Origin of the sequence: Herpetosiphon giganteus (assembly GCF_016907925.1) — a bacterium.
Taxonomy (GTDB): Bacteria; Chloroflexota; Chloroflexia; order Chloroflexales; family Herpetosiphonaceae; genus Herpetosiphon; species Herpetosiphon giganteus.
On record NZ_JAFBCZ010000051.1, the window covers coordinates 1 to 21,196 of the forward strand.

Consider the following 21,196-nt stretch of genomic DNA (forward strand, 5'->3'; position numbering starts at 1 on the left):
GTCGGCGGCAACAGTGGCGGCAGCGGCTCCAACGACGAGCATAGCTCCTTGGTCGTGGAGTGGCGCGAGCAGGGTGCCACGAGCGATGGCCAGGGCGAGGGCGGCGGGGAAAGCGAGCACACCAGCGGCGACGGCAGCGGCCAATTCGCCAACGCTATGACCGAGGACGGCGGCAGGCTGGATGCCGAGGGTCCGCCAGAGAGCGGTGAGGGCAACCTGCATGAGCAGCAAGGCCGGCTGGGCGATCTGGGTGTGGCGGAGGTGCTGGGCGGCATCAGGCAGGGCAAGCAGGGCAGGGAGGTCAAGGCCGGCCTGCTGGAGCAGCGCAAAGCCCTGGGCGAGAATGGGGGCGGTGACGGGATGGGCGGCGAGGGCGGCAAAACGCTCAGGGTCAAGCGGGGCTTGGCCCGCAAAGACGAAGGCAACCCGTGGCGCAGGATGGACGGTGGCAAGCACGGGTGGTGCCGCTAAGGCGGCAGCCACCTGATCGGGCTGGTCAATGACCAAGGCGGTGCGCACGGAAAAGTGCGTACGCTGGAAGGCGGCGGTGGCGGCGATGGCGGGCAAGGCGGCAGGAGCCTGCGTGGGGAGCCAGTGCTGCCACGTCGTCCAGCGGGCATGGAGCGCAGCATGGGTGTGGGCCGAGAGCAGGATGACGGTCGGGCTGGTGGCATGTGTGGCGACGGGAGTGGCGACGGGTTCTGCTGCGGCCACAATCATATGCACATTCGTGCCACTTAAGCCAAACGAACTAACAGCCCCTACACGTGGCTGCGCTGGCTCAGACGACCACTCTGTAGTGCTGGTTTGGACTCGAACCGCTATCTGATCCCAGTCGATATAGGGGTTAGGGTTGGTAAAATGCCGATGCGACGGAATCTTTCCATGGTAGAGCGCTAAAATTAGTTTAATCAGACCCGAAATCCCGGCAGCACCCTCAAGATGCCCAATATTGGTTTTGACCGAACCGACTAGGAGCGGTGTATCGGCTGTACGGTGTTTTGCATAGACAGCAGCGATTGCCCCCAACTCAATCGGATCGCCAAGTGATGTACCTGTACCATGGGCTTCAATATATTGGATTGCTTCGGGTGCTAAGGCTGCATCGGCTAAAGCCTTACGCATTAATGTTTGTTGCGCAGGGCCATTTGGAACAGTCAAGCCTGCGCTAGCGCCATCATGGTTGGTTGCAGTTCCCTGAATAACAGCATAAATATGGTCATTATCAGCAAGCGCTTGATCTAACCGTTTAAGAATAAGTATGCCACAACCTTCGCCGCGAGCGTAGCCATCAGCATCGGCATCAAAGGTTTTACAATGACTATCCGCTGATAAAGCGCCTAATTGCGACATCATGACACTCATTTGCGGCGTGAGAATCGCATTAACCCCTCCAGCTAAAGCCAGATTACACTCACCAGAACGTAAACTTTGGACTGCCAAATGGGTTGAGAGCAATGATGATGAACACGCTGTGTCAACGACTAGGCTTGGGCCTTGCAATCCCAACAAATACGATATGCGACCGGCTGCAAAACTTAGCCCACTGCCTGTCACAATCTGTGGGTTGAGATAGGCTAAATCATGTGTACTCAGTTGAAGTTGTAAATAGTCGTAGGTCATCGACCCAATAAAAACCCCAGTTGAGCTACCAACTAAATTTGCTGGAATAACCCCAGCATCTTCGAGCGCTTCCCATGCAAGCTCCAATAAAATCCGTTGCTGCGGATCAATTGCGGCAGCCTCGCGTGGGGAGATGCCAAAGAACTGAGCATCAAAGCCACGGATATTGTCAATAAAAGCCGCTTGATTGGTATAGACCTTGCCTGGCTCGGCGGTTGGTGCATAGACTTCAGCATTATTCCAGCGATCTGCTGGAACTGGCTGCATTGCATCAAAACCAGCTAGCAGTTGCTGCCAAAAAACTGCTGGGCTATTGGCTCCCCCAGGAAAACGGCAGGCCATGCCAATAATTGCAATTGGTGCATGCTGGGCGCGTTCGGTTGCGCGAAGCTTTGCCTGTAATTCTTCAATAGCGAGAAACGCACGTTTGATTGGCGATAATGGACTGAGATCGTCGCTAGGTTGATTGTCAATCATGGCGTTATTTTCCCTCTTTATCCAAATTATCAAGTTTGCTTAGCAACAATGCCTCAATTTCAGCATCACTTAGGTTGCGAATCAAGCTCGGATCGACCTGTGGTGCTTCAACTAGTACAGTTTCTTCGGGTTGACCCAAGAGTTCCCAAATAAAATTCACAATCGCATTAATTGAAGGGTAGTCGAAAATTAATGTTGCTGGCAATGCTATGCCCAAGCGCAAGCGAACTGCCTCGCGAATTTCAATTGCCATTAGCGAATCAATTCCCATATCAAATAGCCGCTGATCGTCAGTGAGTTGATCTGGCTGACTAATTCCAAGCGTGCTAAGGATTGTTGCCCGCACAAGCTCATGCAATTGGCTTCGGGTTGTGGGAAGTTGTGTCCCATGTGCTTCAATTGAACGATCAGATTTGCTTGATCGCAGCTTTGGTACGGTATCGACTAGGCGATTTAATAGCCCAGTTTCATATGCATCTAAACTTGCCTGCAAGGTTGGCCAATCGATCTGCGCAATGATCAGATTGCTGTGGGCAGTGCCGAGCACTGTTGCCAATGCATTGAGCGCAGCAGCAGGCTCCATCATGCTAATACCACGTTGTTTCCATTGCCTTGCTTGGATTGAACCTCTGGCTGCCGCTGCGCCAATGTCGGCCCATGGCCCCCAAGCAATACTTTGGGCAACGAGATTTTGGCTTTGACGCAGGCGAGCTAAGCCATCAAGATAGGCATTTGCCGCCATATAATTGGCTTGGCCTGGAGATCCAATCACACTAGCCAATGATGAACAGAGCACAAAAAAGTCGAGATCAAGCTCAATTGTTTGTTGATGGAGCCACCAGCCTGCATCAGCTTTTGAGCGCAATACGCTGCTAAATCGCTCAGCAGTTTGATTAATTAGCATACCATCATCAAATACCGCAGCAGCATGGATAACGCCAGCTAGTGTGGGCATCGTTTGGCTGATGACCTCAAACATTGCGGCTACTTGGTTTGCTTCAGCAACATCGCAAGCCAGCGTTCGAACCTGAATACCCTGCTTACGCCATTGCTCAATCTGTTGCAGGCTTAAGCCTTGTGGGTCGCGACGGCTAGCTAAAACTAACCACTGCGCCCCTTGATCAATTAACCATTGAGCCAAGACCAGTCCAATTCCACCCAATCCGCCAGTAATAAGATAGCTGCAGTCCGCACGAATGCTGGCTGTTGGAATGCCTGCTTGATAGGGCGAAATTCGCGGAACATAGACCTGATCAGTAGCCACATGGAGCAATGAATCGGTGCTTGCCATTGCCACCGCGAGATCATTCAGTTTGAGCGTTGTGCTTGAGGCAAGATCGATCTGTCCACCCCAAATTTCTGGATGCTCCTGCGCAATTGCCCGACATAACCCCGATAGGAGCGTTTGATCTAAACTGCGTATGCTTGGAGTTTGAGTTGCATCTTGAGTGATTACCCACAGCCGTGGTTGCACCCTACTAACTTGACGTAATAATAATTGGGTTAGTTCAAGTAATTCAATCAAGCCACTATTGCGCTCGCTTGGAGCTATTGTTGCATCCGCAAATGCTGGCTGCCAAAGATAGACTATTTGGGTTGAATGCTGGGTCGATGCATGGCTTAAGCTGGCAGAGAGTTGATCATAGAGCACTGAGCCTGTGCCAACGAGCGTTTCGACAATTGCCCCAGCAGCTTGCAACTCAGTTGCGAGTGCTGTCATTGCCTTGGCCTGATTGGAGCATAAAATCCATGAAGCAGCCTCAACCGTGGTTGGATTTGTTGCTAAGGGTTCCCAATCGAGGGTATACGTTTGCGGCTTGGTTTCTTGTAAATCCAACATGCTATGCAATTGTTGGCGGCTTAAGCGGCGAGCCTCAAAGCCGATAAATTCAGCGAATACTTCGCCATCACTATTGAATAGGCAAATTGAGCCAACAAATCGCTCAAGGTCGTTACTTGGCTCAATTTGAATATAACTCCATAGTTGGCCATGGGGAGTTGCATAAAAATGCACATTGTTGAGGGTAAATGGCACATAAAGTGCATCATTGAATTGAAGCTCAGCGATGCCACCTAAACAATAATCCATCACTTGCAAACATGAATCGATCAGACCGGGATAGACACTATAAGCCTCAATCCGATCGTTCATTGATGGCATTACCAGTCGTCCAAGAGCCTCATGCCCATTGCGCCACAAGTCTGTTAACCAGCAGAAACTTGGCCCAAGCTGATAACCTCGCGACCAAAAATCTGCATAAAAAGCACTGCCACTGGTATGGTTATGAATCCGCGCTTGAAGCATGGCGAGGTTAGGGGCTGGGTTTTGCGCAGACCCTTGCTGAACTAGCCCAGTTGAATGGAGCGTCCAATCTTGATCGACGCTATCAACCGCTCGGCTATAAACTTCGAGCTTTGGTTGTTGATCACCATTGCGAATGGCAATTTGTACCAGTCGTTTAGCGCTATCTGCAAGAACGAGTGGCCGTAAAAACACAATCGAATGAATCGTACACTGTGGCAGTTTTAACCCTTCAACTATCGCAGATAACATCAGACTAATATGCGATGCTCCGGCTACCGTTTGAATGCCGAAGATGCGATGCTCATTAACAATTGGTGGGTGACTAATACTATACTCTTGCTCAAAACAAAGATCACGTGAGCCAGCTAGTTGTAAGCGTTGACCAAGGAACCAATGCCCATTGCGTGGAATAATCGGCGTTGCATGACTAGCAATCCAGAACCGTTCACGCATAAATGGATAGGTTGGCAAATTGCCAATTCTGTTCCGTGGATGCCCATCATCAAACCCATTCCAATCGATTGGATAGCCATGAACATAGATCTCCGCCACCATCGCACATAGCGCATTCCATGTACCTTGATTGAGGGTCATTGTTGGGGTTGTGCTTGTCGGACTTAAGGCCAGACTACTTTCAGTTGGGGTATTTAACCCACCTTGAGCATTAAGTGGTTGACGAATAACCTGAACCCATGACTTAATTGCTTGCCAGTTTTCGCCTGGTGCTTGGTTATCCAACTGAATTTGTGGCTGCATAAACTGGGTTTGCTGACAGATTGTGCGATAGGCAGCTAAACTAGCCTCAATTCGGCTGATTGCCCCTGCTGGTAATGTGGTTGGCCACCCTAGCAGTTCGCCTGGTCGATCCCCAATTGTGTCGAGAATTGTCGCATAGGCTAATGCCAGGTCTAGCCCTGCTTCCAATGAGATAATTCCAGCGGCATAGGCGGCAGCATAGATGCCACTGCCTTCAGCATAAATCGTGTCGGCTTTAATTCCCCAAGTAATCAATCGATCGACGAGGGTTGTTTGCAGCAGATAGAGCAGACTTTGCTGAACGGCGGCACTTAACCCAAGCACCATTTCAGGTTGCTCGAACCATGCTCGCAAGGAGTAGTTAAGCGTCTTTTCGGCTCGCGGCAAGCAACGCTCTAGTAAATCATGCCCAAGTGCGTCACTGGTATAGAGTTCATATACCTGCTTAAGTTGGGCCGTTCGTAGATCGCCAAAAATCAATTTTAGTTTCGGCTTCATCGCTTGTTGATCGACAAAACCAACCTTGAGTTGTGCATGGTTCTTGCCAGCGATCAGAGCGCCCAAGGCTTCGAGTGCACTACTTGGATTGGCGGCAATTACTGCTACTTTATAATCGAAGTTGGCACGGCCAGTGTTAAGCGTGTAGGCAATATCAGCAAAATTTGCCGGATGCTGCAACAGCATTGTTTGATAGCGGCGTGCCAGTTCAATCAATGCAGCGTTGGTTTTTGCGCTGAAGGTTAATACATGCCACGATCGTTGGTTGGTAATGCTTGTTTCAAGAGGGATTGGCGGTTGCTCAACGATTGCATGAGCCAGGGTTCCACTGAAACCGAATGAGCTAATTCCCGCAAGTTTTGTTCGATCCGCTTGGGGCCACGGGCGAGCGCTGCTGGCTAAATCAAAGGGTAGATTTTTCCAATCGATCCGTCGATTTGGCATTTTGAGGTTAGTTTGGGCCGGAATCAGCTTGTGCTGAAACGTCAAAATAACTTTAATCAGCCCAGCAATCCCTGCTGCTGATTCCAAGTGGCCAATGCTACTTTTGAGTGAGCCAAGCACAACCCGCTGATCAGCCTGCCGCCCCTGTGCCAACACTGCACCTAAAGCCTGAACCTCGATAGGATCGCCCAACGGGGTTCCAGTGCCATGGGCTTCAACGTATTGAATCTCGTGGGGTTCAACCTTGGCGACTGCTAATGCTTGACGAATCAGCGCCTCTTGGGCTGGGCCATTTGGCACCGTCAAGCCAGCACTTGCTCCATCTTGGCTAACCGCTGAACCACGAATTAATGCCAGAATGGGATCACCAGCGGCTTGAGCATCGGATAGCCGTTTGAGCACTACCATGCCAGCGCCTTCTCCGCGTCCATACCCATCGGCTGCATCATCGAAGGTTTTACAGCGGCCATCAGGTGCCAACGCTCGAAATTTGGCCAGGGCGATCATTGGAATTGGCGATAAGATTGCATTGACTCCACCGACCAGCGCTTGTTGACATTCGCCATCGCGTAGGCTACGGCAAGCAAGATGTAAGGCAACTAGCGATGAAGAACATGCGGTATCAATTGCCATACTAGGGCCATGGAACCCAAGCACATAGGAGAGCCGCCCCGCAGCAGCATTCAGCGAGTTGCCAATGCTATAGTAAGCGTCAACACTGGCTGGGTTGCCATACTGAGTAGCATAATCGTTGGTGGTAATGCCAATATATACTCCCGTTGGCGAATCTTTTAAGCTTGTTGGAGCAATCCCCGCCCGTTCGAGTGCTTCCCAGCCTAATTCAAGTAGCAAGCGATGTTGCGGATCAATATTTTTAGCCTCGCGCGGCGTAATATTGAAAAATTGCGGATCAAATTGATCAATATTATCGATAAATCCCGCTGCTTGAACATAGGTTTTCCCTGGCGTATCAGGATTAGGATCGTAATAGTCGGCCATATTCCAACGCTCGGCAGGCACATGGCGAATTGCATCAGCGCCTGTTTGGAGTAATTCCCAAAGTGCTTCGGGAGTGTTAGCCCCACCTGGTAATCGGCATGCCATGCCAATAACTGCAATTGGCTCGTTGCTAGCCATGGCAACCGTAGGATTGATCGCAGGGGTGTTCGCTGCGAAAAAGAGCGTTTCTTGCAGATACTTGGCGAGGCTGATGACCGTCGGGTAATCGAATGCCAAGGTGCTTGGCAAGGCTATGGCAAATTCGCCTTCAATCCGCCGTCGTAGTTCGACTGCCATCAAGGAATCCATGCCCAAATCAAAGAAGCCTGTAATTCGTGATGGTAAGCTCGTAAAGCCAAGAATTTCAGCTACCCACTGCTGAATTAACTGTTCAAGCTGCTGGGTCTGCTCTGCGCTTGGCAAGTTTGCTAATTGGCTATAGCGGGGATTAACGCTAGGCTCGTTCTTGCTAGTTCCAAGTTCGCCCAATGGCAGACTAAGTGAATCGAAGATTGGGCGACGTGCACGGGCGGCATAGGCTCCAACCAGCGTTTGCCAGTCGGCATTTGCTACCAAGCTATGCGCTTGATCGCTATTGAATATATGGGTAAGCGCAGCTTTTGCAAGGTTGGGCTTGATTAAATGTAAACCGATTTGGCTCATATCCTTGCTGCTGTGATTAATCATCCCGCCATCCCATGGCCCCCAAGCAATGCTGATAGCGTTTAATTGTGGCGTGCGATAGGCAAGTGTGAGGGCATCGAGTGCTGCATTTGCCGCAGCGTAGGCGGCATTGCCTGCTAAGCCCCAAATTCCCGCTACCGATGAGCAACTAATCCAAAAATCCAAGTTCGTTGCCCGTTGCAGTAAATTCCACGCACCGAACACTTTACCGTGCATTACACTCCAAAGATCATCGGCTGTCAGGGTCTGCAACTCTTTTGGCTGCATAATCCCGGCTGCATGAATGATCCCACGGAGTGGCTTTGTATTTGATGCTAACCATTGCTCTATCGCAGTTTGGTCAGCTAAGTCTAGGGCCACAGTTTGGATCTGAACCCCGCGTGATACTAAAGTTTTCAGGCTATGAATTGTTTGCTGGATTGCTAAAGGATGCTCGGTACTATCCCATGATGCTGCGGCAGGGAAGGCACGACGACTAATTAAGGTTATATCACGTGCGCCGTGCTCTACTAACCATTCGGCAAGCTGGAGCCCAATAAACCCCAAGCCCCCAGTAATTGCATAGCGTGCAGCACCATCAAGATTGAATGTCTGGCCTACGCTAGTTTGGGCTGCTTGCATGCGGCAGACAAAGCGCTGTGTGCCGCGAATTGCAACCTGATCCTCGCCATCATTGGCCAATAACGTTGCCACAATGCTGGTCGGGCTGGCCGCACGATCGAGATCGAGCAGACCGCCCCAATAGTGTGGGTGTTCTAAGGCGAAGCTTCGCCCCAAGCCCCATAACGCTGCTTGAAATGGATTTAATTGATCGGTTGCAACAACCTGATTTGCCGATTGGGTTAAGAGCCAAAGCTTCGGCTGATTTGGGAATTGGATTAATTGCTGGATTAGCGCAAGCACTTCAATTACAGCATTTGCTTCCAACGAATCACCTGTTAATGGCAACTCATGGCGTTCAATCCTGCGAGCATCGATCACCTTATCAAAAGGCTGGTTTGGATCAACAAGCTGCTGGATTGTTGTCTGTTTAACCTGCTGGCTTGAAACAACGCTGAGCCTAATCGCACTTGGGCTAAGTGCTGCGGCGAATTTTTCTGCGGTTGCTTGATCAGCGACAAGTAACAACCAATGTTGATTCAACGGCGCTGCGTTAACTGCTACATCCGCTGCTTGCCAAACGATGGTGTGAAGCCATCCATTCAGGTTTGGTCGTTGGCGTTGCAACGGAAGATCGATCCAGGCTCGTTCACGTTGAAACGCATAGGTTGGCCACGTCGGGTCAATCGGCGCTTTTGCTTGATCAGCGCGATTAACCTTGGCCCAATTAATTTGCCCACATTGGATATAGATCTGGCCTACACTTTGCAATATAGTCTGCAAATCAGACCGATTACGATATAGTGAAGCAACCAGCGTCGGGGGCTTGCCACGCCAGTTTTTTTCAATCAACCCAAGCAACGTTGGGTGCGAACCAATCTCAACAATCAGTTGCCGCCGCAGGGCTTGCGTTTGCAGAAATCGGACGCTATCTGCGAAGCGTACAGGCTCTAAGACATGACGACACCAATAATCGGCGCTAGTCATCTCCAGATCGGCCCATTGTCCAGTAAGGTTGCAAATCAGGGGAAGTTTGGGCTGACGGAAGTTAACTTGCGCAACAAGCTGTCGATATTCCTCAATCATTGGTAAGAGCAGCGGCGAATGAAATGCATGCGAGACACTGAGCATCTGAACGCGCAAACCTGCTTGAGTTAATTGGGTGGCCAGCAATTCGATTGTGCTTTGCTCACCGGAAATCACCGTTTGATTTGGTTCGTTGAATGCGGCAATTGCCACGCTGCTATGATAGGGCGAAACTGCCGCAATAACTTTGCTGGGGTCGCCAAAAACTGCGGCCATTGTTCCATTCTTTGGCAGGGCTTGCATCAGCCGACCGCGGGCAGCAACTAAATGCAATCCATCCTTGAGATCAAGCATTCCGGCGACTGTTGCCGCAACATATTCCCCAACACTATGGCCAAATACAACATCAGGCGTTATACCCCAAGAACGCCATAACTCGGTTAAAGCATATTCCAAAACAAACAACGCTGGTTGGGTATATCCAGTCTGATTGATTAAATTGGCCGAATCAGGATCGAATAAGATCGTTTGGATTGGCCGATCTAATAAGGGATTAATGATTGCAGCACACTGTTCGATTGCTCGCTGAAAAACTGGCTCGTTCGCATACAGTTCCTTGCCCATTCCAATATACTGAGCACCTTGGCCAGTAAAGGCAAAAACGATCTCAGGCTGATCACCTGTTGCTAGGTGGCCTTGAATTGCCGAATTGGAGTTGGTTGTTGAATTGAGTAATTGTTCAGCGAGTGCCGTAGGCGAATCGCCAATTGCCACAAGTCGATGCTCAAAATCACTGCGACCAAGATTGGCAGTCGTTGTAACGTCACGTGGATCAGCCAATTGCAAAAGTTTTGCGGCAACGAGCTTGGCTTGGGCGTGCAAGGCCGCTTGGCTTTTTGCACTTACTTTGATAATCGATAACGGTCGGTTTGCTGCTTCTGGTGTTGGTTGGGGCGTAGGTGCTGCCGCGAGGATAATATGGGCATTCATACCGCTAAGCCCAAACGAGCTAACTCCAGCAATCAACGGCTGGTGTTCGGGCCATGGCGTTGTCGTGGCTGCAACCTGGACTGGCATACTATCCCAATCGATGTAGGGATTGGGAGTTTGAAAATGTAAACTGGCCGGAAGGGTGCGATATTGTAGTGCCAAAACTAATTTAATCACTCCGGCAATCCCAGCCGCAGCTTCCAAATGCCCAATATTGGTTTTAACCGAGCCAATTAATAGTGGCTGATCAGGTGAACGTTGTTTGCCATAAACAGCATTGAGTGCTCGAACCTCGATCGGGTCGCCTAGCACTGTTCCAGTGCCATGAGCTTCAACATAGCTAATCTCGTTGGGGCCAACTTGGGCATTACTGAGCGCTTGACGCAATAAGCGTTCTTGGGCAACGCCATTTGGTACGGTTAGCCCACCGCTGGCTCCATCATGGTTAATTGCAGACCCACGGATCACCGCTAAAATTGGATTACCATCACGCTCAGCATCGGAGAGGCGTTTGAGCACGAGCACGCCACAGCCCTCGCCACGGGCAAACCCATTAGCACTTGCATCAAAGGTTTTACAGCGACCATCTGGCGAGAGGGCTTGTAACCCTGAGTTTCCAATAAACCCATTTGGAGATAGGATCAGATTGACCCCACCAGCCAAGGCCAAATCGCAGCCGCGTGAGCGTAAATTTTGGCAAGCTAAGTGAATTGCTATCAAGGATGATGAACATGCGGTATTCACCGGAATACATGGGCCTTGTAAGCCAAGCAGGTATGATAATCGTCCGGCTGCAAAGCTAATATCGGTTCCGGTCATAAAATAAGGGTCACCAAATGGATTTGTGCTCGATTGCAGTTGTAGCGCTGCATAATCGGACTGAATAATGCCAATAAAGACCCCTGTTAATGAATCGGCAAGATTTGCAGGAATGATCCCCGCCCGTTCGAGCGACTCCCATGCAACCTCAAGCAGCAGCCGATGTTGCGGATCAATTTGTTGAGCCTCGCGGGGCGCAATGCCAAAAAACTTCGCATCAAACATATCGATTGCTTGATTAAGCAAACCTGCTTGACGAGTATAGGATGTGCCTTTGGCTGTTTGACTAGGATTATACCAATCAGTATCCGGCCAACGATCACCTGATACGTTGCTGATAGCATCAACTTCGTTGTTGAGCAGTTGCCAAAACGCTTCAGGCGTATCTACATCACCAGGAAAGCGACAGCCCATGCCGATAATCGCAATCGGCTCATGGTGTGCGCCTTCTAAGGCATCGATCTTTGATTGCATTTCCTTAAGTACAAGGGCAATGCGTTGCTTTTGTGATAACGAATCGGCTGATTGATTAGTATTCAACGTTGTCATGCTCACCCTCACTCCCCAAATGCCGATTAATCAGATCATTAACGAAGCTATCAAGCAGATCATCATCCATGGCGATAATTTCTTCTGCCGATGGCCCCAGCGTCGAAGCTAGTACAATTTCAGACTCGACTAATGGCTTCGGCTGATCGGGCTCGATCAGGCGTTCGACCAAATAGGCAACCAGCGCTTCTGGGGTTGGGTACTCAAACAGCAATGTTGCAGGTAACGTTTGTTGAAAGGCAAGTTGAAACGCATTACGTAATTCGACTGCCATCAGCGAGTCAAGCCCGATCTCAAATAGACGTTGCTTTGGAGCCAGTTGGCTTGGCTCACTAAACCCTAATGTACGCAATAAATGCTCATAAACGATGTTTTGAATAATGGTCGGTTGCTGATGGCGCGGTGCATCAGCAAATTGAGTTACCAGCAGTTTGGATTGTGCCGCCGATGTTTGAGCAGTACCATGTTGCCACAGACTGCTGATTGTCGGCATTCCAGCCGATAATTTACGCCAATCTATCGGGGCTGCAATCATATGCGCCGCTGCGAAGGTTAAACAACGCGCCAATAAGGTTAATCCGCGTTGCGGGCTTAGTGGGTGGATGCCTAGTTGCTGTCGCCGCCGCACATCTTGGATATTAGCAGTAACAGCCATCCCAAGATCGGCCCAAGCTCCCCAACTAATACTCAGTGCTGCCAACCCATGAGCTTGACGATACGCTGCGAGACTATCCAAGAAGCTATTGGCTGCCGCATAGTTGCTTTGACCAACCATGCCAACAACCCCACTGAACGATGAAAAAAGGACAAAATAATCAAGCTCAAGGTGTTTCGTTGCCTGATGCAGATTCCACGCCCCATTGGCTTTTGGTGCTAATACCTCGCTGAAATGCTCCCATCGTTGCTGGCGAATTACGCCATCATGCAGCACCCCAGCGGCATGAAAAATACCGCGTAACGGTAGCATCTCGGCCTGAATCCGCTCAATCACTGCTTGGACTTGGGCAACATCGCTAACATCGCTGGCTTGGGTTTTGATCTGAATGCCTTGTTGCTGCCAAGCGTCGATTTGCTTTTGAGCAATCGAATTGGCCGTATGTCGCCCAAGCAACACCAACGAGCGTGCTCCTTGCTCAATCAGCCAGCCTGCGCTAAGCAAGCCAAGTGCGCCTAAGCCACCTGTAATCAAATAGGTAGCATTTGCTTGAATGCGGCGCTGCTGATTGATTGTTGGGAATGCCTCAGGTTGACTGATGACAATTTTGCCAATATGCTGCGCTTGGGCCATATAGCGCAATGCCCGCTGAACCTGATCAAGTGGAAATTCGGTAACTGGCAATGGCTGAATTGCCCCTTGTTCACACCAATTAGCAATCTTGGCCAGCATTGTGGCAGCAAATTCAGGGTGTTGCACAACTATTTCACCTATATCGAAGGCTGTATAGCAGGCAGTTGGGTTTAGTGCTGCTACGGCAGCAGCATCCAGAATCTCAACTTTGCCCAATTCAATAAAATGGCCGCCAGGCTTCAGCAAGCCTAAACCCGCTGCGATATACTCGCCAGTAAACGAGTTCAGGACAACATCAACCCCATCGACCAAGCCTCGAATTTGCTCGGCAAAATCCAATGAGCGGGAATTGAAGATATGTTCAACCCCCTGACTGCGCAACCATTCACGCTTACGATCGCTCCCAGCAGTGGCAAAAACTTTGGCTCCAACTCTGTGAGCAAGTTGAATCGCAGCTTGCCCAACTCCGCCAGTCGCCGCATGGATGAGAATACTCTGACCTTGCTTGAGCTTAGCAATATGCTCTAAGGCATAGAGTGCTGTCAAAAATGCGATTGGCAAGGTTGCTGCTTCCAGCAAACTTAGCCCTTTGGGCAGCAATACCGCTTGAACCGCAGGAATTGTGACATAGGTACTATAGCTGCCAAAGGCAACCGCACAAACAACATCGCCTGGTTTAAACTGCTGAACTTCCGTTCCAACCTGCACGACAATCCCTGCACACTCACCACCAAAATAAACTTCTGCTTGATCTGTCAGCAGCAAGGTGTTGGCAATATCACGAAAGTTCATCCCAGTCGCACAAACCCTGATCTCAATCTGGTTGGCTTGTGGTTGCTGGCGCGTTTTGGGCACAAAATAGAGGCTATCGAGGGTGCTACTCGCATCGCCGCGTAATTGCCGTGGTGGTTGATCATTTGCTAACGTAACCTGCTTGGTAGGCTGCAACCGTTGACTATACCGTAGCTCATTGCGATAGGCCACAAAATCAGGGGTTGCATAACGCTCATTAAATGCCGCCGAAGCTAATCCTTGGGCTGGATCAAGATCAAGCAAGCCCCCCCATAATTCAGGATGCTCATTGGCAAGCGTGCGCCCAAGCCCCCATAAAGCCGCTTGATGAGGATGAGTGAGGTCGCCCAATACTGCTTGGGCTCCAAACGTAACAATTCGTAACTGCGTCGGTTGCTCAATCAACAACTGAATTAAGCCAACCACGCGCTGAGTATCCTCAAAATGCTCAGCAAGCGCAGGTGATGCTAGATAGATGATTCCGCGACAATCATTGGTGCGCAGCCATACGCTGATTGGGCTGAGATCATCGCCAATAATTAGTTGTTCACAGAGGTCAGTGCTTGGTTTTTCAAGCGCTAACACAACTGGTTCTTGCTGTTTGAGCGCTTGTTGGGCAAATTCAACCGCTAATTCGGTCGCACCTGAACATACGAGCCATGCTCCTTGTGAAGCTTGCGGGGTAACAGCTAATGGTTGCGGTTGCCACGTTAACTGATACAAATCATCATCAGGCATTCGTGCTTGATCAAAGCTGATTCGATTGGCTTGCTTGCCAATTAATCCTGTAATCTCAGCAATCAAATCGCCATTTTCGGCATAAAGCCATAGATCACCACATACAATATCGGTTGTAGCGTTTGTTTCGCGCCATGTTCCATAAGCCCAAGCTACTATTTGGTTACGATCAAACCATGTCAAGCGTTCAATGCTAAATGGTAAATAGGGTTCGGGGCTTTGATCAAGCAGGCCAAGCACCAGCGATTGAAAACTTGCATCAAGCGCCATTGGGTCAAGCTGATAGTGAGGTTCAGGTGTGTAGGCTACCCTGGATAACCAGCCATGCTCAAGCTGCCAACGCTCACGAATTAACTGAAATTTTGGCCCATAGCTTAATCCGCATTCCTGAAATTGTTGATACCAAGCACTTGAATTGCGCTCTTGGGTCGAGCGTTGAGCCAAAAGCTCCGCTAAATCTGGATAGTTCGATCGTGGTTGGGGTGCTATACGTCGTCCGGTTGCATGCAGCGTCCAAGCGGAATCTAGGTCGATATTTTGACTATAAATGGCAAGCTGGGAACTATCACCATGCGGTGTAATCGTTGTTTGAAGCGAATAGCGCGCAGATGCTTCAAACACTAGTGGTGCTTGCAGCACAATATCGCTTAAACAACAAACTGCTTCACCGCGCGATGCTTGAGCAGCAGCCAGCAACAATTCAATTAATCCAGCACCAGGCATTGTTGCTAGCATAAAAACCTGATGATCAGCGATCCACTCGTGGGTTTGGAGGCTAATACTGTTGGTGTAAATCGACTGGGCTAAGGGCGACGGAAATAAGCGTCCCAGTAATGGGTGTTGTTTCAATTCAGGCGTAATGCTGGTTGGCATCCGATGCAACGTTGGTTGGTTATGCAACCAGTGGCGTTGGCGTTGGAATGGGTAGGTTGGTAAATTTAATCGAGCATTCCCATCAATTGGACAAACTCGGCTCCAATTAATATCGGCTCCCTGGCAATATAGCTGGCCTAGACTTGTCAAAATGGTTGCTTGATCATCGGCATTGGGGGTTAATGAGGCTAACAAGGCTTTGGCATCGCCAATAGCTTTACCAGCCAGCCCAATTAAGGTTGAGCGTGGCCCAATTTCAATAAAATGCTGGCAACCATACTCACGTGCCAAGTTTAATGATGCGCCAAAATGCACTGGTTGGCGCAAGTGTTGACACCAATAATCAGCATTTGCCATTGATTGATCGGCCCATGTGCCTGTTAAGTTGGCAATAATTGGGCGCTGCGGTGGATAATAGGTAATTTGGCTGGCAATGTGGTGATAGTCTTCCAGCATTGGTTCGATCAAGGGAGAATGCGAAGCATGGGTAATTGCAAGTTGGCGAACATTCGCCCCAGCCTCAACTAACTTTATACTTATTCGCTCTAGGTTTGCTTGATCGCCAGCGATAACAATATCCTGTGGCCCGTTGTAAACAGCAATCGTAATGGCTGGAGCTTGCTCAAGAATAAGTTGCTCAAGCATTGGGATATTGCCCGAAACTGCGGCCATCGCGCCGGGCAGTGCGTGCTGATCAATTAATCGAGCACGTTCGACGACCAGCCGTAATCCATCTTCTAGGCTGAAAACTCCAGCCAGACAGGCAGCAACGTACTCGCCAAAGCTATGCCCAATCAGCACATGCGGCTGAATTTTCCAATCCATCCAGAGTTGAGCCAAGGCATATTCAAGCGCAAACATTGCTGGTGGGGTATAGAGGGTTTGGTCAATCAGTGCTGCTGTTTCAGGGCTGGGAAAGAGCACCGATTGGAGTGAGTGTGGTAGCCACTGAGCAACAATTGCCGCACAGTGATCAATTGCCGCGCGAAAAATTGGCTGTTCTTGATATAGTGTATGGCCCATTTGGGGGTATTGTGGCCCTTGCCCAGCACAGAGAAAGGCAATCATCGGTGCTTCAACAATGCGTTCTGGTAGCTGCTGGGTCGTGCTTAGCGCTTGAAGTTGTTGCTGAATTTCGGCAACAGTCGTCGCCAAAATCGTGCTCCGATAGGCTAAATGTGATCTTCCAGTGCCGAGTTGATAGGCCAAATCGCCAACCGCTATATCAGAATGATTGTTCAAAAAGCCTAAATAGTTGTGAAACTGTGCCTGTAAACTGGTTGGAGTATGCCCCGATATTGGAATTAAGCGCAATGCCTCAGGCTGGAGCGGTGCTTGAACTGCTGGCGGTGCTTCTTCAACTACCAACGATACATTGGTTCCGCTAAAGCCAAATGAATTGATCATGGCAATTCGGCGTTGATCAATTGGTTGCCAAGTCTGTTGCTGATGGACAACCGCCACGTTGATTGTATCCCAATCGATATGAGGATTGGGATTGTTGAAGTGCAGGCTGGCAGGAATTTGTTGATGGCTCAAGCTTAATAGAACTTTGCATAAACCGGCAATCCCGGCAGCAGCTTCTAAGTGACCGATGTTGGTTTTGACTGACCCAATTAACACTGGCTGATCATGGGTTCGGGCACTACCAAGGACTGTGCTAATCGAGCCAACTTCAATTGGATCGCCAAGTGGTGTGCCAGTGCCATGGGCTTCAACATAGCCTACTTGGTGTGGCTCAACCCGTGCATTCTGGAGCGCTTGACGCAGCAATGCTGCTTGGGCAACGCCATTTGGGGCTGTGATGCCACTACTTCTGCCATCCTGATTAATTGCTGATCCTTTAATTAAGCCAAGGATTGGGTCACCAGCGGCAAGTGCATCAGAAAGCCGTTTAAGCACAATAACGCCACAGCCTTCGCCTCGGCCATAACCATTAGCGCTTGCATCAAAGGTTTTGCAGCGGCCATCTGGCGAAAGTAACTGAGCCTTGCTGAAATTAATTGAAATCATCGGTGAAATCATTAAATTGACTCCACCTGCGAGCGCCGTTGTACATTCGCCTTGACGTAAACTTTGGCAGGCCAAATGAACCGCCGCCAATGATGATGAACAGGCGGTATCAACAGCCATACAAGGCCCATGTAAGCCTAGGCTATAGGCAATCCGTCCAGCAGCAATGCTCCAAGCGCTGCCTGTTACCGAGTAGGTATCAATCCCTGCGTAATCTGCCAATTCCATATGCATGTAATCACTATGGCTGATTCCAATAAACACTCCGGTTGATGAGCCATAGAGCCGATCGGGCGCGAGATTGGCACGTTCTAAAGCTTCCCACGTGACCTCTAACAATAAGCGTTGCTGTGGGTCAAGGTGGCGTGCTTCACGCGGAATAATGCGAAAGAACTCACTATCAAACTGATCAATTGCTTTTAAATAGCCGCCTGAGCGGGTTTGCACCGTACTTGGTAGGGTAGGGTCAGGATCATAAAAGGCATTAATATCCCAACGATCTGCTGGTACCTCGCTAATTGCATCAATTCCGCGACTTAGCAATCTCCAGTAGGCATCAGGCGAATCAGCATCACCAGGAAAGCGGCAGCCCATGCCAATGACGGCGATGGCCTCATGGCGAGCTTGCTCAATCGCTTCCACATGATTGCGCATTTTTTGCAAAGCATCTACGGCTCGCTTCAGCCGAGCCTGATTATCTGTAGGATGTGAGCTCATTGTTATTTCCTCTTACTCTTCAATTTACTCTTCAATCCAAGCATCAAGGGCATTCAATTCTTGGTCGAGCAGGTCAATCAACGCTTGCTCCGACATGCTGTCGGTTGCTTGGGTTGGCAGTTTGCTTGAGCCAAGATTACTTGAATGGCCTGCGGAAACAGTTGCTGTAGCTGGTAACTCAGCAGGGTTGCGCAATCCATGGAGATATTCGATCAACTCATGGAGTGTTGGATAATCAAAAATCAGGGTTGCTGGCAGTTTAAGCCCAAGCTTTTTGCCGAGATAATTTCTTAACTCAATGCCTGAAAGTGAATCAAAGCCTAATTCCTTGAGTGGTCGGTGTGGCTCAAACTGATGATCTCCGCTTAATCCAATCACATGACTGATTGCTTGTTGGACAATTCGGCGCAATTCAACCACATTCAGAGCCGTGCTTATGCTCAGTTGTGACGATGCTGCTGGCTTTTGGTTAGGAATAGGGCGCTCAAATAGGGCTTGCTGATCGCTATTTTGATTAAGCGGTACGACGATTGCATTACTTAGGTTGCTTCCAAGTAGTCCATCAAGTGCTGCTAAGGCTTCCTCTGGCTTGAGCCAGCCAAATCCTTGAGTGTTTTTGAGTACGGTTGGATTGTTCTGCTGCGTTCGTTTCGCCATGCCAACCTCGTCCCAAGCGCCCCAATTGATTGAGAGCGCAGGCAGCCCTTGGGCATGGCGAAACGCTGCCAACCCATCAAGGAAGGCATTCGCTGCTGCATAGTTGCTCTGACCAGCCCCCGTTAAAAGCCCACTGATTGAAGAAAATAAGACAAAATAGTCGAGATCAAGCCCTGTGCTATGGCTGTGTAATAGCCAGCCGCCACGTAGTTTGGGAGCCATCACTTTTTCGAAACGCTCCCAAGTTTGGTGGGTAATGATGCCATCATCAAGCACCCCGGCAGCATGGAAAATTCCCCGTAAAGCTGGTAATTCGGCTTTAATGAGGGCAAAAATGTGTTCAACATCATGAGGATTGCTCAGATCTTTTTGCACCAACGTTATTCGCGTGCCACTTGCTTCTAGCGCTGTAATCTGTTCACGGGCGGTTGATGTCGGTGCCGAACGCGCTACCAAGACGAGTGATTGCGCACCATGATCAACTAAATGCTGAGCTAATGTCAGCCCAATTCCCCCTAATCCGCCAGTAATTAAATAGCTTGCCTCAGCACGAATAGAAAGCTTTGTGCTGGCGAGATCAATCCTCATCAAGCGAGGATGATAGGTTAGGCCATTGCGTAAAGCTAATTGGGTTGCAGTAGGTTGGCTATTAATTAATTCAAGTAATTTTTCAGCGTTACCATGCTGCAAGCCATGGTGATCAAGATCAACCATGCGCAAATCAAGCCAATCCATTTCAAACCTTGCCATGCGGCCTAAACCCCAAAGTGCCGTATTGGTGGGAACAATCGGCTCAGCTAAATTGATTGGCTGAGTTTGTTGGGTGACGACCCATAGTGGCAACTCAAAGCCATCAGGCAAGCCCTGAAGTAGCATTAATAACTGGCCAACTCCGGTAGTTTGGCTGGTCGTCAGTTGCTCAAGATCGTACTCCACTGGCTCGGCAAGATTGAGATAGATCACGTTTTGGGGGCTAGACTGAGGTTCAGTAGCTAGCAAATCACGAATGAGATTAGGTTCTGCCAAATTGATCGTACGCGCTGGCCAACGCCCACATGCCAACGAACCATCAAGCGTTACTAATGTCCATGTATTTGCTTGCGCATGGAGCGAATTTAATAATGGTTCGATGTTTTGGCTGCTGGCGGCAATTATGAGCCAATGGCCGGGCTTCGTTGATGGGGCATCACGTTTTGAGCTAGCTTCCCAGCCAACCCGATAACAATGTTGTAGCCCTGAATGTTTGAGATTGGGCGCATTATCTGCGGTGAGCATTCGGCGCATTGATAACCCAATCAAAGCAATTGCTATTGTCCCATCGGGATTGATAATTTGCACATTGCCGGTAAATGTTTCAGCAGGCCATTGTTTCGGCGGCTCTAACACTGCATGAATATATGCGCCAGCAGTAGGAAATTGATTAATCATACATTGATCAATTCCCATAGGCACAAATAGCTCAAAAGGCGCTGATTTGGCTGAATAGATGCTGTGAAGTAAGCCGACACACGAATCAAGCAAGCCAGGATGCACGGCAAAATCATGATCTGCGTTATCGAGCAAGGGCACGCTTACTTGCCCAAGTGCTGAATGATCGTCACGCCAAACCGTTTTGATCCATCGAAAGGATGGGCCAAGATTAACGAATCCGGCGACTTGGTTGTAGAAATCTTGGTAATTTGCGTCAGGATTTCTAAACTGATTTTGCAAAGCTTGAAGATCGATCCTGCTTGGTTGGGTAGGCAGTGGCGTATTTATGGTCGCGGTGGTATGGGTAAGCCAGGTTTGATCTGGCTGCAAACTTGCAATACGTGCATTATTGAGTTGCCCATGGCTATTGGGGGTTAATACCAGTTGAATCGTCGTTGATTGGGTTTGATCCAGCACTAGCATCTGGCTGAAGATCAGGTTTTCGAGCATCGCAGGCATACGGTGATGCTCAGAAATCGCGCTGATGAACATTGATACGAAGCCTGCTCCAGCCATAACGAGTTGATCATACAATCCATGATCTGCTAGAACTGGTTGCTTAAGGCTGTTAAGGCTCCCGCTGTAAACAATGAAATCGCCTGCGGTAAGTAATTTTTGTTGCAAGAATGGATGAATGCCAGGCGTTGCAATCGGTGTTTGCTCTGGTTTCCATGGTAATTGACTTAGTTGATTACGCTCAAATGCTTCGAGCCAATGCGTTCGTCGTTCAAATGGATAGCGTGGCCCTGGTAGATAATTCTTGGGCGAACTAATAATTTCATCCCATTGCAGGTCAACGCCAGCGGTGTAGAGTTGAGCCAACGCGGCCAAGGTGGTGGCTGGCGATGGGTCTCGTGGGTGGAGCGATGGCAGCACGG

4 protein-coding genes are annotated in these 21,196 nt (G+C 49.6%); all 4 read right to left on the reverse strand.

Annotation, left to right across the window (positions count from 1 at the left end):
• Positions 1–2,100 (reverse strand): type I polyketide synthase (locus tag JOD20_RS25415; RefSeq protein WP_204757975.1); only part of this gene is annotated, 2,100 nt, incomplete at its 3' end.
• Positions 2,101–2,104: 4 nt separating this feature from the next.
• Entirely contained in the window at positions 2,105–11,770 is a 9,666-nt protein-coding gene (locus tag JOD20_RS25420) for a type I polyketide synthase (RefSeq protein ID WP_204757976.1), read from the reverse strand.
• The gene (locus JOD20_RS25425; protein ID WP_204757977.1) at positions 11,751–18,191 is read right to left on the reverse strand and encodes a type I polyketide synthase; all 6,441 of its coding nucleotides are present in this window, start codon (positions 18,189–18,191) and stop codon (positions 11,751–11,753) included. Before JOD20_RS25425 ends, JOD20_RS25420 begins: the two co-directional genes overlap by 20 nt.
• A 24-nt stretch (positions 18,192–18,215) precedes the next feature.
• The coding region (locus tag JOD20_RS25430) for a type I polyketide synthase (protein ID WP_204757978.1) at positions 18,216–21,196 on the reverse strand (2,981 nt) is incomplete at its 5' end.